The 26,639-nt window shown below is 50.0% G+C and carries 22 protein-coding genes; 16 read left to right on the top strand and 6 right to left on the bottom strand.

The genetic code is table 11. The features are described 5' to 3' along the window. Positions 1 to 20 precede the first annotated feature (20 nt). The 9 genes from dnaE (at position 21) to BN1044_RS17160 (ending at position 14,528) form a co-directional block, all read left to right on the top strand. Positions 21 to 3,503, top strand: coding sequence for a DNA polymerase III subunit alpha (dnaE, locus tag BN1044_RS17120; RefSeq protein ID WP_072309692.1), 3,483 nt, complete (start codon positions 21 to 23; stop codon positions 3,501 to 3,503). A gap of 12 nt (positions 3,504 to 3,515) precedes the next feature. Further along, a complete protein-coding gene (gene accA, locus BN1044_RS17125; RefSeq protein ID WP_025800211.1) occupies positions 3,516 to 4,475 on the top strand; it encodes an acetyl-CoA carboxylase carboxyl transferase subunit alpha in 960 nt (319 codons plus the stop codon). Positions 4,476 to 4,655: 180 nt separating this feature from the next. Continuing rightward, a complete protein-coding gene (locus BN1044_RS17130; RefSeq protein ID WP_072309693.1) occupies positions 4,656 to 5,072 on the top strand; it encodes a VOC family protein in 417 nt (138 codons plus the stop codon). Positions 5,073 to 5,179: 107 nt separating this feature from the next. Further along, entirely contained in the window at positions 5,180 to 6,787 is a 1,608-nt protein-coding gene (cadC, locus tag BN1044_RS17135) for a lysine decarboxylation/transport transcriptional activator CadC (RefSeq protein ID WP_072309694.1), read from the top strand. A gap of 426 nt (positions 6,788 to 7,213) precedes the next feature. After that, complete coding sequence (cadB, locus tag BN1044_RS17140) at positions 7,214 to 8,536, top strand: cadaverine/lysine antiporter (protein WP_072309695.1); 1,323 nt, start codon at positions 7,214 to 7,216, stop codon at positions 8,534 to 8,536. Positions 8,537 to 8,686: 150 nt separating this feature from the next. After that, a complete protein-coding gene (locus BN1044_RS17145) occupies positions 8,687 to 10,828 on the top strand; it encodes a lysine decarboxylase CadA (RefSeq protein WP_072309696.1) in 2,142 nt (713 codons plus the stop codon). Positions 10,829 to 10,901: 73 nt separating this feature from the next. Further along, the gene (gene dtpD, locus BN1044_RS17150) at positions 10,902 to 12,386 is read left to right on the top strand and encodes a dipeptide permease DtpD (protein WP_072309697.1); all 1,485 of its coding nucleotides are present in this window, start codon (positions 10,902 to 10,904) and stop codon (positions 12,384 to 12,386) included. A gap of 78 nt (positions 12,387 to 12,464) precedes the next feature. Further along, positions 12,465 to 13,784, top strand: a complete 1,320-nt coding sequence (tilS, locus tag BN1044_RS17155) for a tRNA lysidine(34) synthetase TilS (protein WP_072309698.1) — start codon at positions 12,465 to 12,467, stop codon at positions 13,782 to 13,784. 426 nt (positions 13,785 to 14,210) lie between these two features. After that, positions 14,211 to 14,528, top strand: coding sequence for a c-type cytochrome (locus BN1044_RS17160; protein WP_081250283.1), 318 nt, complete (start codon positions 14,211 to 14,213; stop codon positions 14,526 to 14,528). Positions 14,529 to 14,609: 81 nt separating this feature from the next. Here the strand turns inward: BN1044_RS17160 and rof are convergent, their stop codons facing one another. Continuing rightward, positions 14,610 to 14,870: a Rho-binding antiterminator gene (rof, locus tag BN1044_RS17165; RefSeq protein WP_025800203.1), complete on the bottom strand. Its 261-nt coding sequence runs from the start codon at positions 14,868 to 14,870 to the stop codon at positions 14,610 to 14,612. Further along, positions 14,857 to 15,057: a YaeP family protein gene (locus tag BN1044_RS17170; protein WP_008814496.1), complete on the bottom strand. Its 201-nt coding sequence runs from the start codon at positions 15,055 to 15,057 to the stop codon at positions 14,857 to 14,859. Before BN1044_RS17170 ends, rof begins: the two co-directional genes overlap by 14 nt. A 226-nt stretch (positions 15,058 to 15,283) precedes the next feature. Between BN1044_RS17170 and BN1044_RS17175 the strand changes: the two genes are divergently transcribed. The 3 genes from BN1044_RS17175 to nlpE all read left to right on the top strand — a co-directional run bounded on the left by BN1044_RS17175 (position 15,284) and on the right by nlpE (position 16,993). Continuing rightward, positions 15,284 to 15,832 (top strand): YaeQ family protein, encoded by a 549-nt coding sequence (locus tag BN1044_RS17175; protein ID WP_072309699.1) that lies wholly within the window; start codon positions 15,284 to 15,286, stop codon positions 15,830 to 15,832. Position 15,833: 1 nt separating this feature from the next. Beyond that, the gene (gene arfB, locus BN1044_RS17180) at positions 15,834 to 16,250 is read left to right on the top strand and encodes an alternative ribosome rescue aminoacyl-tRNA hydrolase ArfB (RefSeq protein WP_040047108.1); all 417 of its coding nucleotides are present in this window, start codon (positions 15,834 to 15,836) and stop codon (positions 16,248 to 16,250) included. Positions 16,251 to 16,312: 62 nt separating this feature from the next. Further along, entirely contained in the window at positions 16,313 to 16,993 is a 681-nt protein-coding gene (gene nlpE / locus BN1044_RS17185; RefSeq protein WP_072309700.1) for an envelope stress response activation lipoprotein NlpE, read from the top strand. Positions 16,994 to 17,032: 39 nt separating this feature from the next. On the opposite strand, the gene BN1044_RS17190 is transcribed toward nlpE, so the two are convergent. Beyond that, positions 17,033 to 17,293 carry a YfhL family 4Fe-4S dicluster ferredoxin gene (locus tag BN1044_RS17190; protein ID WP_025800199.1) on the bottom strand — a complete coding sequence of 87 codons (261 nt, stop codon included), beginning with the start codon at positions 17,291 to 17,293 and terminating at the stop codon, positions 17,033 to 17,035. Between the two features lie 264 nt (positions 17,294 to 17,557). Here BN1044_RS17190 and yfhb point away from each other — a divergent pair, with 264 nt between their 5' ends. Next, a complete protein-coding gene (gene yfhb, locus BN1044_RS17195; protein WP_081329611.1) occupies positions 17,558 to 18,208 on the top strand; it encodes a phosphatidylglycerophosphatase C in 651 nt (216 codons plus the stop codon). A gap of 44 nt (positions 18,209 to 18,252) precedes the next feature. Here the strand turns inward: yfhb and yiaY are convergent, their stop codons facing one another. Continuing rightward, entirely contained in the window at positions 18,253 to 19,404 is a 1,152-nt protein-coding gene (gene yiaY, locus BN1044_RS17200; protein WP_072309702.1) for an L-threonine dehydrogenase, read from the bottom strand. 292 nt (positions 19,405 to 19,696) lie between these two features. Continuing rightward, complete coding sequence (gene pspE, locus BN1044_RS17205; RefSeq protein WP_025800196.1) at positions 19,697 to 20,017, bottom strand: thiosulfate sulfurtransferase PspE; 321 nt, start codon at positions 20,015 to 20,017, stop codon at positions 19,697 to 19,699. 242 nt (positions 20,018 to 20,259) lie between these two features. On the opposite strand from pspE, the gene tadA reads away from it, so the two are divergent. Further along, complete coding sequence (gene tadA / locus BN1044_RS17210; RefSeq protein ID WP_072309703.1) at positions 20,260 to 20,772, top strand: tRNA adenosine(34) deaminase TadA; 513 nt, start codon at positions 20,260 to 20,262, stop codon at positions 20,770 to 20,772. Here the strand turns inward: tadA and mltF are convergent. Continuing rightward, the gene (mltF, locus tag BN1044_RS17215) at positions 20,769 to 22,265 is read right to left on the bottom strand and encodes a membrane-bound lytic murein transglycosylase MltF (RefSeq protein ID WP_072309704.1); all 1,497 of its coding nucleotides are present in this window, start codon (positions 22,263 to 22,265) and stop codon (positions 20,769 to 20,771) included. The two genes, tadA and mltF, sit on opposite strands and share 4 nt — an antisense overlap. 55 nt (positions 22,266 to 22,320) lie before the next feature. Here mltF and BN1044_RS17220 point away from each other — a divergent pair, with 55 nt between their 5' ends. Together BN1044_RS17220 and purL are read left to right on the top strand one after the other, a co-directional pair. Then, positions 22,321 to 22,527: a hypothetical protein gene (locus tag BN1044_RS17220; protein ID WP_043495249.1), complete on the top strand. Its 207-nt coding sequence runs from the start codon at positions 22,321 to 22,323 to the stop codon at positions 22,525 to 22,527. Positions 22,528 to 22,580: 53 nt separating this feature from the next. Next, positions 22,581 to 26,495, top strand: coding sequence for a phosphoribosylformylglycinamidine synthase (purL, locus tag BN1044_RS17225; RefSeq protein WP_072309705.1), 3,915 nt, complete (start codon positions 22,581 to 22,583; stop codon positions 26,493 to 26,495). Positions 26,496 to 26,639 lie beyond the last annotated feature (144 nt).

The following is a 26,639-nucleotide window of genomic DNA, read 5'->3' on the forward strand; positions in this document are numbered from 1 at the left end:
TTTAGACGAGTAATTGACATATGGCAGAACCACGTTTCATACATTTGCGCGTTCACAGTGACTATTCCATGATCGATGGGCTGGCGAAAGTCGGCCCATTGGTTAAGAAAGTGGCTGCGCTGGGTATGCCTGCCTTTGCGATTACTGACCATACTAATATGTGCGGGCTAGTGAAGTTTTATGGCGCGGCGCACGGGGCTGGAATTAAGCCAATTATCGGCGCCGATGTATTGGTTAAGAGCGAAATGCTGGGCGATGAGCTTTCCCATTTGACCATATTGGCGGCAAATAACACCGGCTATCAAAACCTAACCCTGCTTATTTCACATGCCTATCAACGCGGGTATGGTGCCGATGGCCCGGTTATCGACCGTGATTGGCTGATTGAATACCGTGAAGGGCTGATATTGCTGTCAGGCGCACGCCAAGGTGACGTGGGCAAAATGCTGCTGCGTGGCAACCAGCAGCTAGCGCATGAGTGCGTTGATTTTTATCAGCAATATTTCCCCGATAGCTACTATCTGGAGCTTATCCGCACGGGCCGCCCTGATGAAGAAAGCTATCTGCATTTTGCCGTGGCCTTGGCTGAAGAGCGCGATCTTCCGGTGGTGGCTACCAACGATGTACGTTTTTTAGAAACCGGTGATTTCGATGCTCATGAAATTCGCGTCGCTATCCATGACGGTTTCACCTTAGACGATCCAAAACGGCCTAAAAACTACAGCGCTCAGCAGTACATGCGCAGCGAAGAAGAGATGTGTGAGCTGTTTGCCGACATCCCCGAAGCGCTTGAAAACAGCGTAGAGATTGCTAAGCGTTGTAACGTGACGATCCGGTTAGGTGAGTATTTCCTGCCACAGTTTCCGACTGGCGAGATGTCGACAGAAGACTTCTTGGTGGCAAAATCCAAGCAGGGCTTGGAAGAACGTCTCGAGTTTTTATTCCCCGATCCTGAAGAGCGCGCCAAACGCCGTCCTGAATATGACGAGCGTTTAGAGGTTGAACTTAAAGTTATCAACCAGATGGGATTCCCCGGCTACTTCCTGATCGTGATGGAGTTTATTCAGTGGTCGAAAGATAATGGCGTACCAGTAGGGCCCGGTCGTGGTTCTGGTGCGGGGTCGTTAGTAGCCTATGCGCTGAAAATCACCGATCTGGATCCGCTGGAGTTCGATCTGCTGTTCGAACGATTCTTGAACCCAGAACGTGTTTCCATGCCTGACTTTGACGTCGACTTTTGCATGGAAAAACGTGACCGGGTTATCGATCACGTGGCTGAAATGTACGGACGTGACGCGGTATCGCAGATTATTACCTTCGGTACCATGGCGGCGAAAGCGGTTATCCGCGACGTTGGCCGCGTGTTAGGGCATCCGTATGGTTTTGTCGATCGTATATCAAAACTAGTACCGCCAGAGCCGGGCATGACGCTGGCGAAAGCTTTTGAGGCCGAACCGCAGCTGCCAGAAATTTATGAGGCTGACGAAGAGGTTCGTGCGCTGATCGACATGGCGCGTAAGCTTGAAGGCGTCACGCGTAACGCCGGTAAGCACGCCGGTGGGGTGGTGATTTCACCGACCAAAATTACTGACTTTGCGCCGCTATACTGCGACTCTGAAGGTAATCACCCTGTCACACAGTTTGATAAAAGCGACGTAGAGTACGCTGGTCTGGTTAAGTTTGACTTCTTGGGCCTGCGAACGCTGACGATTATCGACTGGGCGCTTGAGATGATTAATGCCCGCCGTGCTAAAACGGGCGAAGAGCCAATCGATATTGCGGCCATTCCGCTCGACGATAAAAAAAGCTTCGATATGCTGCAACGCTCGGAAACCACAGCGGTATTCCAGCTTGAATCGCGCGGCATGAAAGATTTAATCAAACGTCTGAAGCCTGACTGCTTCGAAGATATGATCGCATTGGTGGCGCTTTTCCGCCCCGGTCCTTTGCAGTCAGGGATGGTTGATAACTTTATCGACCGTAAGCACGGGCGCGAAGAGGTGTCTTACCCTGACGTTCAGTGGCAGCATGAGTCGCTGAAACCGGTGCTCGAGCCGACCTACGGCATTATCCTGTATCAAGAACAGGTTATGCAGATTGCACAGGTGCTCGCCGGTTATACGCTAGGCGGCGCAGATATGCTTCGTCGTGCAATGGGCAAAAAGAATCCCGTTGAAATGGCTAAGCAGCGTGGTGGGTTCGAAGACGGAGCTAAAGCGCGCGGCGTTGATGGTGAACTGGCGGTTAAAATCTTCGATCTAGTGGAGAAATTTGCCGGCTACGGGTTTAACAAATCTCACTCCGCTGCCTATGCGCTGGTTTCATATCAAACGCTTTGGTTAAAGGCTCATTATCCGGCCGAGTTTATGGCTGCGGTTATGACTGCCGATATGGATAACACCGAAAAAGTCGTTGGCTTAGTAGACGAATGCTGGCGCATGGGGCTAAAAGTGCTGCCGCCGGATATCAACAGCGGGCAGTATCATTTCCATGTGAATGACGATGGCGAGATAGTCTACGGCATTGGTGCGATTAAAGGTGTGGGTGAAGGGCCGATTGAGGCTATCATCGACGCACGTAACGAAGGCGGACATTTCAAAGAGTTATTTGATCTGTGTGCTAGAACAGACACTAAAAAGCTAAACCGACGTATGCTGGAGAAGCTCATCATGTCTGGTGCGTTTGACCGTTTAGGTCCGCATCGTGCCGCACTGATGAATTCGCTAAATGACGCATTGAAAGCCGCTGACCAACACGCCAAAGCAGAGGCGATTGGTCAGGTGGATATGTTTGGCGTGCTGGCCGAAGCACCTGAACAAGTTGAGAAATCCTATAGCAGCGTTGCGCCGTGGCCTGCTCAGGTGGTATTGGATGGCGAACGTGAAACGCTGGGTTTATACCTAACAGGACACCCCATCACCCAATACCTGAAGGAGATAGAGCGCTACGCCGGTGGCATGCGCCTAAAAGATATGCATCCGACGGATCGGGGCAAAATGACCACTGCGGTTGGACTCGTAGTAGCAGCGCGAGTTATGACCACCAAGCGGGGTAACCGCATCGGGGTTTGTACACTGGATGACCGTTCCGGCCGTCTCGAAGTGATGCTATTTACCGATGCGCTCGATAAATATCAACATTTGCTGGAAAAAGACCGTATCCTGATAGCCAGCGGACAGGTCAGCTTTGATGACTTTAGCGGTGGGCTTAAAATGATCGCCCGCGAGCTAATGGACATCAGTGAAGCACGCGAAAAATATGCGCGTGGGCTTGCTATCTCGCTGACTGACAGGCAAATTGATGACCAGCTTTTAAACCGTCTCCGTGACTCGTTGGAACCACATCGGTCGGGGACGATTCCAGTGCATTTATACTATCAACGTGATAATGCACGCGCTAAGTTAAGATTTGGCGCGGCCTGGCGGGTAACGCCGACAGATCGCCTGCTAGTTGACCTTCGTACTCTAGTGGGTAATGAACAGGTTGAACTGGAATTTGACTAATATAGGAATACTATGAGTCTGAATTTTCTGGATTTTGAACAGCCGATTGCAGAACTTGAAGCGAAAATTGACTCGCTAACTTCAGTCAGCCGTCAAGACGAAAAATTAGATATTAATATCGACGAAGAAGTACAGCGCCTGCGTGATAAGAGCGTTGAACTGACGCGTAAGATATTTTCTGATCTGGGTGCATGGCAGGTTGCGCAGTTAGCGCGCCATCCGCGTCGTCCTTATACGCTGGATTATATCGAGCATATCTTTACTGACTTCGATGAGTTGGCAGGCGATCGCGCCTATGCTGATGATAAGGCGATTGTCGGTGGTATGGCTCGTTTGAATGGTCGCGCGGTGATGATTATTGGTCATCAGAAAGGACGTGAAACCAAAGAGAAAATCCGCCGCAACTTTGGTATGCCTGCGCCGGAAGGATACCGTAAGGCTTTGCGTCTGATGGAAATGGCCGAGCGCTTTAAACTGCCAATCATTACCTTCATCGATACCCCAGGAGCATATCCTGGCGTGGGTGCTGAAGAGCGTGGTCAGTCCGAAGCTATCGCTCGTAACCTGCGTGAAATGTCAGGTTTGACCGTGCCAGTTATCTGCACCGTGATTGGTGAAGGTGGTTCTGGTGGCGCGTTGGCTATCGGCGTTGGCGATAAAGTTAACATGCTGCAGTACAGCACCTACTCCGTTATCTCTCCGGAAGGTTGCGCCTCAATTCTGTGGAAGAGCGCCGATAAAGCGCCATTAGCCGCAGATGCGATGGGGATTACTGCTCCGCGTCTGAAAGAACTAAAGCTGATTGACTCCGTTATCCCTGAACCTTTGGGCGGTGCACATCGCGATGTTCCTGCGATTGCTGCATCCCTGAAAGCACAGCTGTTAGCTGATTTAGGCGATCTTGATGTGTTAGAAACAGAAGAACTGTTGAATCGTCGCTACCAGCGTCTGATGAACTACGGTTACTGCTGATCTTCATCACGAGTGATGTTCATTCTAAAGCCCGGTTATGCCGGGCTTTGTTGTTTTTATCGTTCGTTCAGTTTCTTTTGTTTGGCTTACACTTTATGAAGCGCTTTTTGTCAGCGTAAAATTGCTTTCTACATGGTTAAGGGGTAATTTTCCCGAGAATCGTTTGCATTTGGAGGCTATGTGAAACTCAATAAAATCCACCACATCGCAATTATTGCGTCGGATTATCAACGCAGTAAGTCTTTCTACTGTGATGTTTTAGGTTTTACGTTACTGAGCGAAGTTTATCGTGCAGAGCGTGATTCTTGGAAAGGGGATTTAGCGCTTAACGGGGACTATACGATTGAGCTGTTTTCATTTCCCAAGCCTCCCGCTCGAGTATCTCGGCCTGAAGCCTGCGGTTTGCGCCACTTGGCATTTAGCGTCGATAATATTGATCGTGCGGTAAAACACTTGGAAAAGCACGCGGTGCATTGTGAAGAGGTACGCATTGATCCCTATACGGAACGTCGATTTACATTTTTCTCTGATCCTGATGGGCTGCCGCTTGAGCTCTATCAAGTGAGTGATGACTTGAAAAATAGTACCAATTGCTGAAAATATAATACCAAAAGTGCATAGGATGCTGCGGTTTACTGTGTAACAAGTCCCGCTGTGCTACTATTGCGCGCTTCTTTCCATTTCCCTCTGAGCCTTAGCACACCATGCAAGAGCAAACTTTCCGCGTTGGCGAATGGTTGGTTTTAGCCGCTGATAATAAGATCACCCGTGATGGTCGTTTATTAGTGTTAGAGCCTCGCCTCATCGATATGCTGAGCTACTTTGCTCATCATCCCGATACGGTACTAAGCAGGGATGAACTAATTGATAACGTATGGAAACGTAATATTGTCACCAATCATGTGGTGACTCAGTGTATCTCTGAGCTGAGGAAATATTTAAAAGACGGGCGACCTGACGCGCCTGAGTACATCGTGACGGTGCCTAAACGTGGTTATAAGCTGGTTGAACCGGTTATCTGGTGCGAAGAGGGCGGGGCTGATTTTATCTTACCGACTCAAACGCCGGTTAAAGTGGTCATTGAGCATGAGCCGGAAGATGGCAGCGCGATATCGAATACTGCACCTACATCAGATGTTCATCCTGAGCAATCATCGCTTAGCCATGTCCAAACGGCCAGTCCAGACGCTGTACCAACAGATGCGGGTGATAAAAAACGTTCATCTAAGCTGTGGCGTTCACGTTTTTGGGTCTGGGTAGCATTTCTATCCTCGCTGGTGCTGTGTATTTCGCTTGTTGGTTTAGCTGTTTTTAACCAGCGAGTGCCTGTGGCACCTGCGCCGATGCTGCTGAATCCGCGTGATATTGATATCCGTATTCAGGGTGGGAACAGTTGCACCAACTGGACGAATCAGCTTTCGTACGTAGTCGGCTTGAGTGAAATGCTAGCGCAAGGCTTGAATACCCATTCAACGTTTTTAGTGCACGATCAAACCAACTATAACTACGGTGGGCCGAGTAGTTCAGGCAAATCTATGTTCATTGAGTTTGTGAATCAGAGGCACTACCGCGCGCAGCAATGTTTCTTGTCTGTGCGTCTGATTGATAACGCTGATAGCTCAGTGATGCTGGAGAAACGCTACTTTATTACGACGGATAATTTGCTGACGGTGCAGAAGGACTTCATCGATAGCATGTTCCAAACGCTAAAAGTGGTTCAACCTTCTAGCATGGTACAAAGAATTGAGACGCTGGTGCCGCAGCACAGTCAGGTACTGCAGCTCTATTATCAGGCACATCAGCTTTTGATTCAGGGGGACAGCGATTCATTAAATCAGGCCAGTACCTTACTTGCCCAGATTACAAAACAATCGCCGGACTTTATCTATGCGCGTGCAGAAAAAGCGCTGGTAGATATATTGCTGAATTCATACCAGCCGTTTAATGCATCAGATCTCGCCGCTCTTCGTAAAGAAATTACTGACGTTGAGGCGATCCCTTTATTGCAGAATAGCGCGATTGTTCAGCAGATATATGCGGTCGATTATTTAAGTCAGGGTAAAGTTGATGAAGCCTTTAATATGATTAATAAAGGCATAGATTTAGAGATGTCTTGGTTAAATTATGTCTTACTTGGTAAAGTCTACGAGTTGAAAGGGGAAAATAACCTTGCTGCGGATGCTTATATTACCGCCTTCAATTTACGCCCAGGAAATAATACCTTGGATTGGATAAAAAATGGCGTCTTCCAAACCAATGTTATCCGCGTTGCCCCTTACTTAGCGAATTACGACTTCTCCGATAACAATTAATTTGTATGATATTTAATCTGGCCTGTTCCCTTATAAAGGAGCAGGCTTTTTTTACCCCCAAAGAATTATAAACCTTCCTCGAATTCCTTACTGACAATGAAAAATATATGCATTAAATGTGTTGTTTTTTTGTGTCTTATTATGTGTTAATTTTGTTTCGCAATGCAGTTTTTTATCTTGAAAAGACATGGGTAATTTTTATGTCAACATGCTGTTTTTAATGGTTTAATTTTGCGTTTCTTGATGTTTTTTTATCATGTGAATAAAAATATCAAGATGTCATTTCTTGGGACACGCTGATAATTTAACTTTACCTTTAGGACTTTTATTTTGCCGGTCAGTAACATGCATCCCATCAAGTCGAACACCTAACTGCGGTAATGAGTGAATACGACTTTTCTGAAAATTAATCAGGAGCAACTGACCATGTCATCAAGCAAGAAAATCGGGCTAATTGCCTGCACCGGCGTAGTAGCTGGTAATATGATGGGGAGCGGTATTGCACTATTACCTGCGAACCTGGCGAGTCTCGGTTCCATCGCAATATTTGGTTGGATCATTTCATTAATCGGTGCAATGTCTCTAGCGTATGTATATGCACGTTTGGCTACTAAGAATCCTCAGGAAGGTGGCCCTATTGCTTATGCTGGTGAAATTGGTCCGGCATTCGGTTTCCAAACCGGTGTTCTTTATTACCATGCAAACTGGATTGGTAATTTAGCAATCGGTATTACCGCAGTTTCTTATCTATCTACTTTCTTCCCAGTATTGAATAGTCCAATTGCAGCTGGCGCAGCATGCATCGCCATTGTATGGATCTTCACCTTTGTGAATATGCTGGGTGGTACTTGGGTAAGCCGTTTAACCACTATCGGTCTGGTTCTGGTGTTAATTCCAGTTATCGGTACCGCTATCGCTGGTTGGGCTTGGTTTGACCCTGCTACTTATCACGCTAACTGGAACACTTCTGGCGGTACTGATAGCCACGCGGTTATCAAAAGTATCCTGCTGTGCCTGTGGGCGTTCGTTGGTGTTGAATCTGCAGCGGTAAGTACTGGTATGGTGAAAAACCCATCTCGTACCGTTCCACTGGCAACCATGTTAGGTACTGCTCTGGCAGGTATCGTTTATATCGCAGCAACTCAGGTTATCGCGGGTATTTACCCAGCAAGCCAAATGGCTGCTTCTGGTGCACCGTTCGCACTGAGCGCTTCAACGATGGTTGGCGGTTGGGCTGCTCCAGTGGTCTCTGCTTTCACCGCATTTGCATGTTTAACCTCTTTAGGTTCTTGGATGATGCTGGTGGGTCAAGCCGGTGTGCGTGCTGCTAAAGACGGTAACTTCCCTAAAGTGTACGGCGAGCTGGACAAAAACGGCATTCCTAAGAAAGGCCTGCTGTTAGCCGCAGTGAAAATGACCGTACTGATGATTCTGATCACTGTAATGAGCGCCAGCGGCGGTAAAGCGTCTGACCTGTTCGGTGAACTGACTGGTATCGCGGTTCTGCTGACTATGCTGCCTTACTTCTACTCATGTATCGACCTGATTCGTTTCGAAGGCGTTAACGTGAAAAACCTGCTGAGCCTGGTTGCATCGGTTCTGGGTTGTTGCTTCTGCTTTATCGCTCTGATGGGTGCGGGTTCATTCGAACTGTCCGGTACCTTCATCGTGAGCCTGGTTATCCTGATGTTCTATGCACGTAAAATGAACTCACGCAAACCACAAGCTAGCGCAGACAGCAACGCATAAGTGACTTGGCTAACCGCCACGTACACAACGAATTGAGTAATCCTCTCGATTACACACAGCAAGACCATTAATTTATCCAGCCTCTCTCTGTTTGAAGTACTTCTACTGAAAAGTAGAGAGGGGCCAGCTTTTTGCCTGGAGAATTAGAGTATGAATATTATTGCCATCTTGAATCACATGGGCGTTTACTTCAAAGAAGAGCCTATCCGTGAACTGCACAAGGCACTGGAAGCACTCGATTTTCAGATTGTTTACCCAAACGACCGTGAAGACCTGCTGAAACTCATCGACAACAACGCACGTCTGTGCGGCGTTATCTTCGACTGGGATACTTATAATCTCGATCTGTGCGAAGAAATCAGCGCGATGAACGAACATCTGCCTGTCTATGCTTTTGCCAACACCCACTCTACTCTGGATGTTACCCTTAACGATCTGCGTCTGAACGTTGAGTTCTTCGAATACGCACTGGGCGCAGCTCAGGATATCGCACAGAAAATCCGTCAGAGCACTGACGCATACATCGACGAAATTCTGCCTCCGTTGACCAAAGCACTGTTCAACTACGTTAAAGAAGGCAAATACACCTTCTGTACTCCGGGTCACATGGGCGGTACTGCGTTCCAGAAATCCCCAGTGGGCAGCATCTTCTATGATTTCTTCGGCGCTAACGCGATGAAATCTGATATCTCCATCTCTGTGGGTGAACTGGGTTCTCTGCTTGACCACTCAGGTCCACACAAAGAAGCTGAAGAATACATTGCGCGTACTTTCAACGCAGAACGCAGCTACATGGTGACTAACGGTACTTCTACCGCGAACAAAATCGTTGGTATGTACTCAGCACCTGCTGGCAGCACCGTTCTGATTGACCGTAACTGCCATAAGTCTCTGACTCACCTGATGATGATGAGCGACATCACTCCTATCTACTTCCGTCCAACCCGTAACGCTTACGGCATCTTGGGTGGTATTCCTAAGAGTGAATTCCAGCACGACACCATCGCTGAACGCGTTGCACAGACTCCAAATGCAACCTGGCCAGTTCACGCCGTAGTGACCAACTCTACCTACGACGGTCTGCTGTATAACACTGACTACATCAAAGAAGCGCTGGACGTTAAATCCATCCACTTTGACTCAGCATGGGTTCCTTACACCAACTTCAGCCCTATCTACAAAGGCCTGTGTGGTATGAGCGGTGGCCGTGTAGAAGGCAAAGTTATTTATGAAACTCAGTCTACTCACAAACTGCTGGCAGCATTCTCTCAGGCTTCAATGATTCACGTTAAAGGTGATATCAACGAAGAAACCTTCAACGAAGCCTACATGATGCACACCTCTACTTCTCCTCACTACGGCATCGTGGCTTCTACCGAAACCGCTGCTGCAATGATGAAAGGTAACGCCGGTAAACGCCTGATCAACGGTTCTATCGAACGCGCGATTCGTTTCCGTAAAGAAATCAAACGTCTGAACTCCGAGTCTGAAGGCTGGTTCTTCGACGTATGGCAGCCAGAAGGTATCGACGAAGCGAAATGCTGGCCTTTGGATTCCAAAGACAGCTGGCATGGCTTTAAAGATATCGACAACGACCACATGTATCTGGACCCAATCAAAGTCACTCTGCTGACTCCAGGGATGCAGAAAGATGGCTCAATGGCTGATACCGGTATCCCAGCGTCTATCGTTTCTAAATACTTAGACGAACACGGCATCATCGTTGAGAAAACAGGTCCATACAACCTGCTGTTCCTGTTCAGCATCGGTATCGACAAAACTAAGGCACTGAGCCTGCTGCGTGCGCTGACCGAGTTCAAACGTTCATACGACTTGAACCTGCGCGTTAAGAACATGCTGCCTTCACTGTATCGTGAAGATCCAGAGTTCTATGAAAACATGCGTATTCAGGACTTGGCACAGGGCATCCATGCGCTGATCCAGCATCACAACCTGCCGGACCTGATGTACCGCGCATTTGAAGTGCTGCCAACCATGGTAATGAACCCACATGCAGCGTTCCAAAAAGAACTGCGTGGCCAGACTGAAGAAGTTTATCTGGAAGAGATGATCGGCAAAGTTAATGCCAACATGATCCTGCCATATCCTCCAGGAGTTCCTTTGGTAATGCCAGGTGAAATGTTGACCGAAGAAAGCCGTCCAGTTCTGGAATTCTTGCAGATGCTGTGCGAAATCGGTGCACATTACCCAGGCTTTGAAACTGATATCCACGGTGCATATCGTCAGGCTGACGGTCGCTACACTGTTAAAGTTATCAAAGAACAGAAGTAATTGACTGACTGAGGGGGCGTCCTGCTAAAGGGCGCCCCCTTTTATTATGCAACCCCCTTAAATGGGAGATGACATGAAAACACCCTCACAACCGCGCGCTATCTACTATGTCGTAGCATTGCAAATCTGGGAATATTTCAGCTTTTACGGCATGCGTGCGTTACTGATCCTTTATCTCACCCATCAGCTTGGGTATAACGACACCCACGCTTTCAGTCTATATAGTGCTTACGCTTCATTGGTTTACGTTACCCCAATTATCGGTGGGATCCTTGCAGATAAGCTGCTGGGTAATCGAATGGCGGTGATAGCCGGAGCCATTCTGATGACGTTAGGCCATGTGGTTCTGGGCGTTAGTGCGGTTTCACCTTCATCTCTCTATTTAGCCTTAGCCATCATCGTGTGTGGTTACGGGCTGTTCAAATCCAATATCAGCTGCCTGCTGGGCGAGCTTTATGCTCCTGAAGATCCGCGCCGTGACGGCGGTTTCTCCTTGCTGTATGCCGCTGGAAACATTGGTTCGATCGTTGCCCCCATTGCCTGCGGCCTTGCTGCAGAACAGTATGGCTGGCACGTCGGCTTCGCATTAGCCGGAATCGGCATGTTTGCCGGTTTGATTATCTTCTTATGCGGACACAAACATTTCCGCCATACCGTTGGTGTGAACCATCAGGGTATGAAAAATAAAACGCTGCGCATTCCTAACTGGGGATGGTTGCTGGCGGCGGTGGTTCTTTCTCCACTCTTTGTCGCGGTTCTTTTCTGGCGCGACTGGTCAAGCTACGCGTTGGCGCTGGTGTGCGCTGCGGCCATTATTATTATGGTGAGCATTTATCGTCGAGCAGAGCCAGATCAGCGTAAAGGCCTGCTGCAAATTGTGATTTTAATGCTGCTCGGTACGCTGTTCTGGGCGTTTGCCCAACAGGGCGGCAGCTCAATCAGCTTGTTCATCGACCGCTTTGTGAATCGCCAATGGTTCTCTTTCACCATTCCTACGGCGGTGTTCCAATCGGTTAACGGTTTTGCCGTCATGCTAAGCGGTGTTGTTCTGGCTTGGCTGGTTCGCGAAAATAGCAACGGCAACCGTATATTGCGCATTTGGGGCAAGTTTGCCCTTGGACTGGCGCTGATCAGCGCGGGCTTCGGCATTCTTACCTTCAACGCTCGCTGGGCGGCGGTTCATGGCCAAGGTTCAATGGCATTAACCGTTTTAGGTCTAGCGGTGATGGGATGCGCAGAACTCTTTATCGATCCAGTGGCGATGGCACAGATCACTAGGCTGAAAATCCCGGGAGTGACGGGCGTCCTTACCGGGATCTACATGTTGGCGACTGGATCGATAGCCAATTATCTTGCGGGTATTATCGCTAATCAAACCGCCGAAGTTTCATTTGAACAAGGCGGGGAAGCGACGGCACACTCCGTGATGGCGTATATCAGCGTGTTTAGCGATATCGCATGGGGCGCGCTTGGCTGCGTTGGGCTGGTTGCGGTGATCTGGCTGTGTCATATGTTTATGGTACGCCGCAACGCAGTTACCGCCGAGTCGTGCGAATAAGGGCTTGCTTCCGACAGAACGGATGGTTAACGTTCTGATATTCAATCTTTCAGGGCGGTGACCGCGCCGTAAAGTGTCATGAATAGCTCAGAAATCCAGATGCGAATTGCCAGCAAACTTCAGGGGCGTTCGCATCTGATGGTTGCTTTCAGCGGTGGGCTTGATTCCACCGTTTTACTGCATGCGCTCGTTCAGTTACGTATGCAGAACTTCCCTCATCTACAGCTACGGGCTGCTCATGTCCACCATGGGCTCAGCCGCTATGCTGATTTATGGGTCGATCACTGCAGGTCAGTGTGCCAGCAATGGCAGGTACCGTTGCATGTTCTGCGGGTTAAAGTGGATGCCCAGCGCAGCGGCGTTGAAGCCGCCGCGCGTGATGCACGCTATCACGCGATAGCTGGACTTATCGGCAATCACGAAACCCTGCTGACCGCGCAGCATCTTGACGATCAGTGTGAAACCTTTTTATTGGCGCTTAAACGCGGAAGTGGGCCAACCGGACTTTCCGCCATGGCCAGCCACATGCCGTTTTTCAGCACCGAACAGATGCGTCCGCTGCTCGATATCAGTCGTGCCCAGCTAGAAGAATACGCTGCCAGCTACGATCTCAAATGGGTCGAAGACGACAGCAATCAAGACGATCGCTTCGATCGCAACTTTCTTCGCCTGCGCGTGATCCCAAATCTACGCAACCGCTGGCCACACTTTCCTGAAGCCGTTGCCCGCAGCGCCAGCCTGTGTGCCGAGCAAGAACAGCTGCTGGATGAGCTACTGTTAGACTCGCTACAGTCTCTGATGAGCGAAGATGACTCGCTAAATATCGAAGGTCTGTTGCCAATGTCAGAAGCCAAACGCTACGCGTTATTGCGCCGCTGGATCGCCTGCTTTGGTGTGATGATGCCGACTCGTGAACAGCTGCAACGCCTCTGGCACGAAGTGGCAACCGCACGCGAAGACGCAGAGCCGCAGCTTCAACTCGGTAAAAATCAGGTTCGCCGTTATCGCCAGCATCTTTACCTGCTGCCTCCGCTGCGTTCGCTCAAAACAGAAGTCATCGCGTGGGACCCCCGAGAGACGCTGTCGCTGCCAGATGGTCTAGGGGAACTACAGCTCGGTGAGCGCGGAATATGTGTGCGTGCTCCAAGAACGGATGAGGCCGTCTCAATCCGCTTTGCTGCTCATGGCACACTACGCATCGTCGGACGTCGCCATTCACGCCCGATAAAAAAAATCTGGCAGGAGCATAACATTCCGCCATGGGAGCGTGAACGAACGCCTATGCTCTACTATGGTGAAACGCTAATCGCAGCACTCGGCGTTTTCATTACCCAAGATGGGCAGGGGATGGCGGATCGGCCGGTGTGGAATATACACTGGACCAAAGACTGGATGTAAATCCTCTTCGTACTTGAAACCGTCTCGGCGTTAGCTGCGCTTGCTTACCCGAATCACTTACTGATGTAAGCTCATCGGGATGCGCTCGCTTGCTGCCTTGATACGGTACCAATTACGTTGAGGATAAATCTCCGTCATACTTCAAGCTACAAATGCGTTGGCTACACACGTTCACCCCAGTCACTTACTTGCGTAAGCTCCTAGGGATGAATGAGAGGCATCCCGCCTCTCACCGGAGGCCAGCCTCTGGCTGGTCAAATTCGTTCCTGACGAATTTGTCACGTGTTTGCCGCCTTTTTGTAGCCCGAATTATTTAGGAGATTCGTCTGAGTGATGGGGTACCAATTACGTTGAGGATAAATCTCCGTCATACTTCAAGCTACAGATGCGTTGGTTACAGTGATGGCAATGTCGAGGAAGATAATAATGATGAAAAAATTAATGGCTGCGGTAGTGCTGACAGCGGTGGTTTCTCTGCCTGCATTTGCGGCGGGTGATGCGGCTGCAGGCAAAAATAAAGCGATGACCTGCGTGGCTTGCCACGGGATGGAAGGCAAAGTGACGGTGCCGATGTATCCTAATTTAGCAGGGCAGAACGCGATGTATCTGGAGCAGGCGTTGAAAGATTACAAAAGCGGCGGGCGTTCAGGTGGACAAGCTGAAGTGATGAAAGCCTATGTTGGCAATCTTTCCGAGCAGGATATCAGCGATTTAGCCGCTTATTACGCGAGTCTGAAACCATAATGAAAAGGGCGATGAAATCTCATCGCCCTTCGTCTATCTGTTTCGTCAATCTATCTTGATGGAGAGGTGTGCCGAAAGGGGTTAAGACATGCTTACGTTGACAGTGCCAATTTCAGGATGACTGAAGCTAGCAATGTGGTCTAAACGTAACTCCCGTGGCTCGCCGTCTTGCTCAATAACCAGATATTCTACGTGCTTACGTGAAATCAGATCGTTGGCTTTGGCTTGCAACTTCTCTCCGTTGCGCAGTTCTAGCGCCAGTATCAGATGATGCTGGCAGGCGAGTTCCAAATTGTCGTAATCGTCACAGTTGATTGGCTGATACTCTTCAATTTTCGACATAATCACTCACCAATAAGTTAGCGGCGGCATAGGCCGCCTGTTCCCTAACGGCAGAGGGCAGCGCTTCGTTGGCTGCAACCTCATCCAGAGCTTTTAAAACACAACCTAACGCATCAGGTATATATCCCAAATCTCCACTACCGATCTGGGCGTACATACGGCGTACTAACTCAGAATATTGCTGCAAATTTAACCTCCTCTAAAGCTTATCCCTGTGACGGTTAGTCTGAAAAAACCGGCACGAGGATAAGCTCTGCTTATCTCATCGACTATAGCACAGCCGCCCTCACTAGAAAGCAGGCTGAGTTGCTGCGCGATGTAATAAATCTGTTCTTTACACGTGACAGTCCCACTCTGACTAGTTGCCAGAAGGGGGATACGGTACACTGTTAACAATTATACGAGAGGATTTTATGGCATTAAAGGCAACGATTTACAAAGCTAACGTCAATATTGCAGATATGGATCGTCATTTTTATCATGACGCCTCCCTGACGCTGGCGCAGCATCCATCAGAAACTGAACAACGCATGATGCTGCGGCTTTTAGCTTGGATTTGCCATGCAAACGAGCGCCTGACTTTTACCAAAGGATTATGCGCCGACGATGAGCCAGAATTATGGCTACGTAATGATTACAACGGTATCGATCTGTGGATTGAACTCGGCTTACCCGATGAGAAACGTCTTAAAAAAGCCTGTTCGTTATCGCAGGAAGTGGTGCTCTACGCTTATAGTGAACGCGCTGGCCGCGTGTGGTGGCAACAAAATCAGGCAAAACTGAGCGGGCTTAAAGCACTATCTATCCGTTTTGTTAGCGACGAAATTATGGCGCTGCTGCCTAAGTTTGCTAACCGCACCATGGAATTACAGGCAACAATACAGGAAGGCGCAATCTGGCTGTCTGACGCGCAAAACAACGTTGAAATCCAGTTTGATCACTGGAAGCCTGCGGGAGTCTGAGATGTTGCAGATTACCAACACCGTCTCAGTAAGCGATGACGAAATTGAAATCACCGCGATCCGCGCGCAGGGCAACGGTGGCCAAAATGTGAATAAGTCTTCAACGGCGATTCACCTACGCTTTGATATTCGCAGCTCCAGTTTACCGCCTTTGTACCAAGAGCGTTTACTGGCGATGAGTCATCATCTGATTACCCCCGACGGCGTCATTATCATCAAGGCGCAGGAATATCGGAGTCAGGAGATGAATCGCGAAGCGGCGCTGGCAAGATTGACGGAATTAATTAAATCGGCAGGCGTGGTGGAGAAAGTTCGTCGCCCAACGAAGCCGAGTCGAAATGCAAAACGTAAGCGGGTAGAAAGTAAAACCCGACGTGGGGTGACGAAATCTTTACGTGGCAAGGTGAGTGCGGATTAGCGTTTGTGCTTAGTATGTCACCGAAGATTAAAATAATAGGGACCCACAGTAGGAGAACAACTGTGAAAAAATTGGCTATTTCGCTGTTTTTGGCAGCGGGTGCGATGGCACTGTTCGGGTGTAACGCTCGTTCCCAATATGTAGAACAACCTCTCAAGCCGATGGCGCAAAGTTTTCAGGGCGTATTGCCTTGTGCTGACTGCGAGGGCATGGATACGTCGCTGTTCTTGGAAAAAGACGGCACCTTTGTACTGAAAGAGATCTATCGTGGTGCACGCGATGGCGATCAAACTTTTGCGGAATATGGCAGTTGGCAGCGTACCGCGGATAAGTTAGTGCTGACCGGCACCGATGGCAATAAGCGCTATTTTCGTCCAAAAGGCAATAACTTGACGATGTTGGATACCAGCGGTAACGACATCGATTCCGCGCTGAATTACACCTTGAAAGCCACGGATGCCCCTTTACCCGTCACGCCAATGACGTTTAAAGGCATGTATGTTTATATGGCGGATGCGGCGATTTTCCGTGATTGTGCTACCGGTAAGCAATTCCCTGTCAGCAATAACATTGCGCTGGAGCAAGGCTATAGCCATGCGCAGGCCGAGCCGGGACAACCTGTATTCTTGGAAATCCAAGGGCACTTCGCGGTAACGCCATCGATGGAAGAAGGTCTGGTGGAAAAAGCGTTAGTTCCTGACGGTCAGCCACGTTTTGATGCTAAAGGCGGCTGCGCAAACTGAGCATAAACGAATACACTTCAGGGCTCAGCCCTGAAGTGTTTAAATTTTATCGGCGTGATGCAGTACAACGAACTTATCCCACAGCTGTTCATTACTTTCTAGATGAGCTGGGTCGCGAATAATCGTGTTGTCGATAGGACAGACTTTCATACAGGTCGGTTCATCGTAGTGGCCTACGCATTCGGTGCAGCGCTCTGCATCAATCTCGTAAATATCCATTCCCATGGAAATCGCTTGGTTCGGGCACTCCGGCTCGCACATATCACAGTTGATACATTTTTTTGTGATCAGTAGGGCCATAACTCTCTCATAACGTTGCAGGGCGGTTTCAAATAAACCACTCAATGTGGGGCGGATAAATACTCGCGTGGGCGCAGGATTATACTCCCTGACGCGCCATACACCAATTTTTTCACTCGGGTTATCCCTCCCGCGTTAGCGTTAGTTTAGCTACGTGGTTGTATCTTTATGGGATGCTGGGTACCGTTAACACTGTTGACCCATTTCAACGAATTGACCCGATTTAAACGAGAAGATGGAATTTTGCTTTCCCTAGGAGCCATTTTGACCGACAGCCAGTCAGCGACAAAAGCACAACGCGTGGTCTTTTTTGACCTTGATGGCACTCTGCATCAGCAAGATATGTTCGGCAGCTTTTTACGCTTTATGCTTTGGCATATGCCACAAAATCTGCTGTTAGTGATCCCTCTGTTGCCGGTGATTGCCTTCGCTTTGATCGTTCAGGGAAGAGCAACGCGCTGGCCAATAAGCCTGCTGCTTTGGGCCATCACGTTTGGTCATCGAGAGTCGCGGTTGAATGCGCTTGAGCGCCAGTTTGTGCAGGTGTTTAAGCGTGATGTGGTGCCTTTTCCGGTTGTCATGGGGCGTTTGAAACAGTATTTAAGCAGCCAAACGGCAGAAGTATGGTTGATTACCGGTTCTCCTCAGCGCTTGGTTGAACAAGTCTATGCTGATGAACCTTTTATTCATCAGGTGCGCATGATCGGTAGCCGCATGGTGCGTCGCCGTGGTGGCTGGGTGCTGACGCTGCGTTGTTTAGGGCCGGAAAAAGTGGTGCAGCTAGAAAAGGAGCTGGGTAAGCCGCTTAAACTTTACAGTGGATACAGTGATAGCCAGCAAGATAACCCGCTATTGTCATTTTGCGAGCACCGCTTCCGTGTGAGTCCTACGGGAGAGTTACAGCAGTTAGAGTGAATAAAACAAGCCTCCCCGTACAAAGGGGAGGCTAGATAGCGTAATTACATCGCGGCTTTAAAGATAGCGACGATCTCTTCGTGCGTAGCCTGAATAGGGTTAGTGAAACCACAGGCATCTTTTAAGGCATTGGTTGCCAGCGTTGGCAGATCTTCTTCTTTCACGTTCAGTTCGGTCAAACCGGCTGGAATGTTGACGTCTTTTGCCAGTTTACGGATTTCTGCGATACACGCATCCGCACCTTGCTGGTCATTCATCTTGCTCACATCAACGCCCATCGCCGCGGCGATATCTTTCAGGCGAGCAGCAGACACCTTCGCGTTAAAGATCTGCACGTGTGGCAGCAGAACCGCATTACACACACCGTGCGGCAGATCGTAGAAACCACCCAACTGGTGCGCCATCGCGTGCACATAGCCGAGTGATGCGTTGTTAAACGCCATACCGGCCAAGAACTGTGCATAGGCCATGGTTTCACGCGCTTCCATGTTGCTGCCGTTTTCCACCGCATGACGCAGCGACTGGCTGATCATGGTGACGGCTTTCAGCGCGCAGGCATCTGTGATTGGGTTAGCGGCGATAGACACGTAGGCTTCTACGGCGTGGGTCAGCGCATCCATACCGGTAGCCGCGGTCAGGCCTTTAGGCATACCGGCCATCAGTTCTGGATCGTTTACTGACAGAATTGGTGTGACGTGCTTATCCACGATGGCCATTTTAATGTGGCGATCAACGTCGGTAATGATGCAAAAACGCGTCATTTCAGACGCCGTGCCTGCAGTGGTATTGATGGAAATCAGCGGTAGCTGTGGTTTGGCAGACTGATCAACACCTTCGTAATCACGGATGTCACCTCCGTTGGCAGCGACCAGTGCAATGCCTTTTGCGCAATCGTGTGGAGAACCACCGCCAAGGGAAATAACACAGTCACTTTGATGTTGACGCAGAATCTCTAAGCCTTCAGCGACGTTGATCGTCGTTGGGTTTGGATGGGTGCCATCATACACCTCGCTCTTAATACCCATGTCAGATAGCAAAGCCTGAACTTTGGCGACAACACCGATTTTGTTCAATACGTTGTCGGTAACAATCAGCGCGTGCTTGTAGCCATAGCCTTTCATCGTAGTTGCAGCTTCGGCTAGGCAGCCAGCGCCAATCATATTCACTGAAGGGATAAAGAAGGTTGAAGTTGTCATCGGGTCATTCCTTAATGTGAGAAAATTAACAATCACGATACTACCCAAGGGGTAGATGAAATCTGATCTTCCTCAAAATTTGGCAGGAATAAAATAATAGCAAAATTAATATATTGATGATTTATATATTTGTGGCATGTGTGATGTATGGCATTTATAAACATAAGGATGTAAATAAACGTGTTAGCGCTGCTAACCAATCTTTACGCGGGTGTAAACGGTGCTTTAGCGAGGGGGGATAAATGATAACCCCCTGAGGCGTCGTTATCTGGCATCAGGGGATAAGGTGTGATTATTTTACCAAGGTTTGCGTTTTTTCAACGTCTTTCAAGCCGCCTTCGTTAACGGCATTTTTGTAGCCCATTTTTTGCAGCATTTTCTCTGCTTTACCTGACTGATTGCCGGTATTGCAATAAAGATGCAGAGTGTCGTTCTTATCCTGTGATACTTCGCTAATACGCTGATCTAGCTGCTTTAACGGAATATTCACCGCGCCCTTCACATGAGTTTCTTGATACTGATCCGGAGTACGCACGTCAATCCAATGCTCTGCGGCCCACAGTGAAGTTGAAGCCATCAGCAGCGCACTGGCAATCAGCGCTTTTTTTACCATTCGAGTTTGACCAAACATCGTGATACATCTCCTTTGTGATTATCAAATAACGGCTTTCGCCTTATGCATACTACGCCAACGGAGCGCGTAAAACTTTGCGCACTCCCCGCTATATTGAGAAAACGTTCTTTCAAGGGTGAAACTGGCTGGAACTAAGGGATTGCCCGCTATGATTAAAGTCAAAGATGCAACTTCAGATAAGAAGGGTATAATGCGCGCCCTGAATTAATGGAGGTGAGCACGTGAGCGAACTAAATGATGCTTACTGGATGAAGCAGGCGTTAGCCTTAGCGCAAAAAGCGTGGGATCAGGGCGAAGTGCCCGTCGGTGCGATTTTGGTGCTGGATGATAAGGTGATTGGTCAGGGCTGGAACCGTCCAATCACTCGGCACGATCCAACCGCGCATGCTGAAATCATGGCATTGCAGCAGGGCGGGCAGATAGTGCAAAACTATCGGCTGCTAAATGCAACGCTGTATGTCACGCTTGAGCCTTGCGTAATGTGCGCAGGGGCTATGGTGCACAGCCGTATCAAACGTTTGGTTTATGGTGCGAGTGATTTAAAAACCGGTGCGGCAGGCTCTTTGCTGGATATTTTGCGCCATCCGGGCATGAATCATCAGATAGAAATCGCTTCTGGCGTGCTGGCGAGCGAGTGCTCGGACATGCTGAGTCAGTTTTTCCAGCAGCGCCGTGAGCAGAAAAAAGCCGAGCGTGAGGCTCGGCGTCAAAATCTTTCGGGTCCTACTGATTAAAACGGCAGCAGTCCGCGCGGGCTGCGCCTTGTCCGTCCTTCCAACGCCTGTTCAGGTGGCACCGCTGGATAACCTTGACCTAACAACGCTTGGCGAGTTTGCTCGGCGGCAATCTGCTTCTCTTTTTCTAACAAATAACCTTCTAGGCTCACCAGATAGCGGCGGATGTTTTCCACATACTGATAAGCCTCATGTCCGCGCGCATAGCCGTAGGTCAGGTTCTGGTTATATTTCTTTTGGCTTAACATAGGCAAACGCTGTTTCACATCGACCCAGCTATTGGGATTCCCACCCTGTTTTTGCGTCAGCTGGCGCACGTCTAGCATGTGTCCGTAGCCCATGTTGTAAGCCGCTAACGCAAACCAGATCTTCTCATCTTCAGGAATGGTGTCTGGCAGTTTATCCATTAAACGTTCGAGATAAAGTGCACCGCCCGCGATGCTTTGCTCGGGATCAAGACGATCTTTTACCCCTAGCCCATCTGCCGTGGCGCGGGTAAGCATCATTAAGCCTCGGACGCCGGTCGGTGACGTGGCCTGAGGGTTCCAGTGTGATTCTTGATAGGCAATGGCCGCCAGCAGTTTCCAATCGATTTTCTTAGCGTATTTTTTAAAGATCTCGCTCAGATCGGGCAACACGTTATCAATTGCTGCTAAGAATGTTTTGATATCGACATAATCAAATCCACCCACGTGGCCTAAATATTTCTCTTCCAAGCGTGCCAGTGAGCCATCATCCACAATCTTGCTGAAATAATCCAAGACGGCGGCATACAGGCTGTCATCATCGTCGCGATTGAGATACCACATCACCGGCTCTTCATCGCTGATATCAAAAGCCACGGCCAACTGCGGGTGAATGCGCTGGAAAAGCGCCACGCTAACAGAGTCGGCGATCGTGTAATCCAGTGAGCCTTGCACCACGCGCTGCATAAGATCGGTGGATGACAAATCGGTAGACGATTCCCACGTTAGGTTGGGATATTTGGTCTGCTTGTATTGGCTCAGCGTGGTGACGTGCGCAGAACCCGACTGCACGGCCAGAATGCCACTCAAGTCTTTGAGCGATTTTGGCCGAGTTTTGCCCTGACGATAAACCAACTGCTGTGATACTGAATAATAAGAAGGGCCGGTACGAAAACGGCTGAGGCGTTCGGTATTATAAAGCAGGCCCGCGGCAACCAGATCGCTTTTGCCACTGTCCAAATCATCAAATAATTCTGGCAACGTACCGCGCACGCGAACTTTTAGCTTCACGCCCAGATAATCAGCGAAGCGTTTTGCTAGCTCATAATCGAGGCCGCTGATGCTCTTCCCATCGGTTTGATAGGTGAGAGGGGAATTAATGGTGCTGACGCGCAGCTCACCGCGGTCGAGAATCTGCTGAAGCTGGCTCTCGTTTCCGCTACGCCACGGAATATTCGGCCATAGCGCAAGCGCCAGCAGGGCAGAAACGATACCGATAAGATAATAATTATATTTTATACGTTTCAAATAGTTATCTCATGAATGTGTATCGAATTGTGGTGCTGTGTTCGCAGGATAGTATATGGCTAAATCAACAGGAAGGCGGCATTTTGCGCAACAAAGCGTCAGCGTGCAACTCAAAAAGCACATAAAGTTGATCGGGCAGATAAATCGTCAATCCGAAATAAAGGCTACGCAAACGGTTTCGTATGGCGCAGAGATTCTCTATAATGGCCTCCGCTTTCCCCCTGTTTCGCCCACTGAGGCGGTTGTAGACAAGGTTTTTTGACCTCTCACAGCCATCTCGAAGACGAGAGAACCTAGATGACGGACTCATTTCCTATGGAAATCATGCGTGGCTCACCCGCTTTGTCGGCTTTTCGTGTTACCCAACTGCTGTCTGCTTGTCGGGACGCTAATCTTCCAGTCAACGATATCTACGCTGAATATGTGCATTTTGCCGATGTCAGCGCACCTCTTTCTTCTGAGGAAAAAGCAACGCTTCAGCGTTTGTTGAAATATGGCCCTTCTTTGGCTGAACACGAACCGAAAGGCCGCTTGCTGTTAGTGACGCCGCGCCCCGGTACTATTTCTCCGTGGTCGTCTAAAGCGACTGATATTGCTCATAACTGTAATCTTCCACAGGTCATCCGTTTAGAGCGTGGTTTGGCTTACTATATAAGCGTAGACGCCACAGGCGCTGTTGATGCGCCACAGCTCAGCGATGCCCAGTGGCAAAAGCTGCAAGACCTGCTGCACGACCGCATGATGGAACGCGTGTTCAGCGAGCTACAGGATGCGCAGAAGCTGTTTACGCACCAGTCTCCGGCTCCGGTGCAAAGCGTGGATATGCTGGGCGAAGGGCGTGACGCGCTGGTTAATGCCAACGTGCGCTTAGGTCTGGCGTTAGCAGATGATGAAATTGACTACCTGCTAGAGTCCTTCACGCGCTTAGGGCGCAATCCTAACGATATCGAACTCTACATGTTTGCTCAGGCCAACTCTGAGCACTGCCGTCACAAGATTTTTAATGCCGATTGGGTTATCGATGGGCAGGAACAGCCAAAGTCGCTGTTCAAAATGATTAAAAATACCTATGAGCAGACGCCTGACTATGTGCTGTCTGCTTACAAAGATAACGCCGCCGTGATGGAAGGTTCTTCAGTTGGCCGTTTCTTTGCGAATCCAGAATCGGGTGTGTATGACTTCCATCAGGAAGAGGCGCACATTTTGATGAAGGTTGAAACTCACAATCACCCAACGGCGATTTCCCCATGGCCGGGCGCAGCAACGGGCTCCGGCGGTGAAATCCGTGATGAAGGAGCCACTGGCCGAGGTTCTAAGCCTAAGGCGGGGCTGGTCGGTTTCTCCGTGTCCAACCTGCGCATTCCGGGCTTTGAACAGCCATGGGAACAGGATTTTGGCAAGCCAGATCGTATCGTCAATGCGCTGAGCATTATGACGGAAGGGCCGCTGGGCGGCGCTGCGTTTAACAATGAATTTGGTCGTCCGGCGCTGCTGGGCTATTTCCGCACCTATGAAGAGCAGGTGAAGAGCCACAACGGCGTTGAGCTACGCGGCTACCACAAGCCAATCATGCTGGCGGGTGGTATCGGTAATATTCGCGCAGACCATGTACAGAAAGGCGAGATCACCGTAGGCGCCAAGCTTATCGTGTTGGGCGGCCCGGCGATGAATATCGGCTTGGGTGGCGGGGCAGCATCTTCAATGGCCTCAGGTCAGTCAGATGCCGATCTGGATTTCGCTTCGGTGCAGCGTGACAACCCTGAAATGGAACGCCGTTGCCAAGAAGTGATCGACAGCTGCTGGCAGCTGGGTGATGAGAACCCGATTCAGTTTATCCACGACGTTGGCGCAGGTGGGTTGTCTAACGCGATGCCAGAGCTGGTGAGCGATGGTGGTCGCGGCGGCCGTTTTGAGCTGCGCGATATTCTTAACGATGAGCCGGGGATGAGCCCGCTGGAAGTTTGGTGTAACGAGTCGCAGGAACGCTATGTGATGTCCGTGGCACCAGAAAAGTTGGCACAGTTTGATGCTATTTGCCGCCGTGAGCGTGCGCCTTATGCCGTTATCGGTGAAGCGACCGAAGAGCTGCATTTAACGCTGAATGACCGCCACTTCGACAATCAGCCCATCGATATGCCGCTGGACGTATTGCTAGGCAAAACGCCAAAAATGACGCGCGATGTCACCACGCTCAAGGCGCTGGGCGATTCGCTGAATCGCGGCACGATCAGCATTGCAGACGCGGTAAAACGCGTGATGCATCTTCCTGCCGTGGCAGAAAAAACGTTCCTGATCACCATCGGTGACCGTAGCGTTACCGGTATGGTGGCGCGCGATCAGATGGTTGGCCCTTGGCAAATCCCCGTTGCCGATTGCGCGGTGACTACCGCCAGTTTAGATAGCTATTATGGTGAAGCCATGTCGCTGGGCGAACGTGCTCCGGTGGCTTTACTCGACTTCGCCGCCTCGGCACGTTTGGCCGTGGGTGAAGCGCTGACCAACCTTGCTTGTACTCAAGTGGGTGAACTTAAACGCGTTAAGCTTTCGGCTAACTGGATGTCTGCGGCGGGTCACCCAGGAGAAGATGCTGGATTATACGAAGCGGTGAAAGCCGTGGGCGAAGAGCTGTGTCCGGCGCTGGGGCTGACTATCCCGGTAGGCAAAGACTCGATGTCGATGAAAACTCGCTGGCAGGAAGGTAATCAGCCGCGTGAGATGACGTCACCATTGTCGCTGGTAATCACCGCGTTTGCCCGCGTGGAAGACGTTCGTAGCACCGTCACACCTCAGCTACATGTCGATCAGGGCGAAAATACGCTGTTGCTTATCGATCTGGGCGAAGGGCACAACGCCTTAGGCGCAACGGCATTAGCACAGGTTTACCGCCAACTGGGAGATAAACCTGCGGATGTGCGCAATACGCAGAAACTGGCGGGCTTCTTCAGCGCCATGCAGGCGCTGGTGGCGGAAGGCAAACTGCTGGCCTACCACGACCGTTCTGACGGAGGCCTGCTGGTTACGCTGGCTGAGATGGCGTTTGCGGGCCATTGTGCCTTGGATATTAATATCAGCGCATTGGGACAAGATCACTTAGCCGCGCTGTTCAATGAAGAGCTTGGCGCTGTGATTCAGGTACGTAACGCCGATCTAGACGTGGTAAAAGCGGTGTTGGCAGATCAAGGCATTGCTGATATTACGCACGAGATTGGCCATGCTTCTAGTGGAAATCACATTGCGATTCAGTCTCATGGCAAAGAGGTTTACCACGAACAGCGCTCGACGCTGCGTTTGTGGTGGGCTGAAACTACGTGGCAGATGCAGCGCTTGCGTGATAACCCTGAGTGCGCCGATCAAGAACATCAGGCCAAGCAGGTGGAGTCCGATCCGGGCCTGAATGTGAAACTTACCTTCAATCCTCAGGATGATATTGCCGCGCCTTACATCGCTAAGGGTAGCCGTCCTAAACTGGCGGTGCTGCGCGAGCAGGGTGTGAACTCCCATGTGGAAATGGCTGCGGCCTTCCACCGTGCGGGTTTTGAAGCTGTGGATGTTCACATGAGCGATATTCTGGCGGGGCGCATTACGCTTGATGAATTCCACACGCTTGTCGCCTGTGGTGGCTTCTCGTATGGCGACGTGTTGGGTGCCGGTGAGGGCTGGGCGAAGTCTATTCTGTTCAACGAGCGTGCTCGCGATCAGTTTGAGTCCTTCTTCCATCGTCCACAAACCTTAGCTCTGGGTGTATGTAACGGCTGTCAGATGATGTCTAACCTGCGTGAGCTAATCCCAGGAGCTGAACTTTGGCCACGCTTTGTGCGCAATACGTCCGAGCGTTTTGAAGCTCGCTTTAGCCTTGTTGAAGTGGCGAGCAGCCCATCTCTGCTATTGCAGGGGATGGAAGGCTCACGTATGCCGATTGCGGTATCGCATGGTGAGGGACATGTTGAAGTGCGCGATGATGCACATTTGGCCGCGATTGAGCATCACGGTCTGGTTGCGCTGCGCTTTGTCGATAACTTCGGTAAGGTAACGGAAGCCTACCCGGCTAACCCGAATGGCTCCGCGAACGGCATTACCGCGCTGACCAGTTCAAACGGTCGCGCCACCGTAATGATGCCTCACCCAGAGCGTGTGTTCCGTACGGTCAGCAACTCTTGGCATCCAGCCGAGTGGGGTGAAGACAGTCCGTGGATGCGTATGTTCCGCAATGCGCGTAAGCAGCTTGGATAGTTAAACTTTCTCTCTATGGCCTTTGCTTAGAGCTTCTGAGCAAAGGCTTTTATTATTTATCCTTTCTTTCCACCCAGCTATAAATTTTCTCCTCTATGACTTCGTGTCTGCAATGGCACTGATATCGGCTCCTTCGAACCAAAA

It is taken from the genome of Hafnia alvei (assembly GCF_900095695.1).
In the GTDB taxonomy this organism is placed as follows: domain Bacteria; phylum Pseudomonadota; class Gammaproteobacteria; order Enterobacterales; family Enterobacteriaceae; genus Hafnia; species Hafnia alvei_B.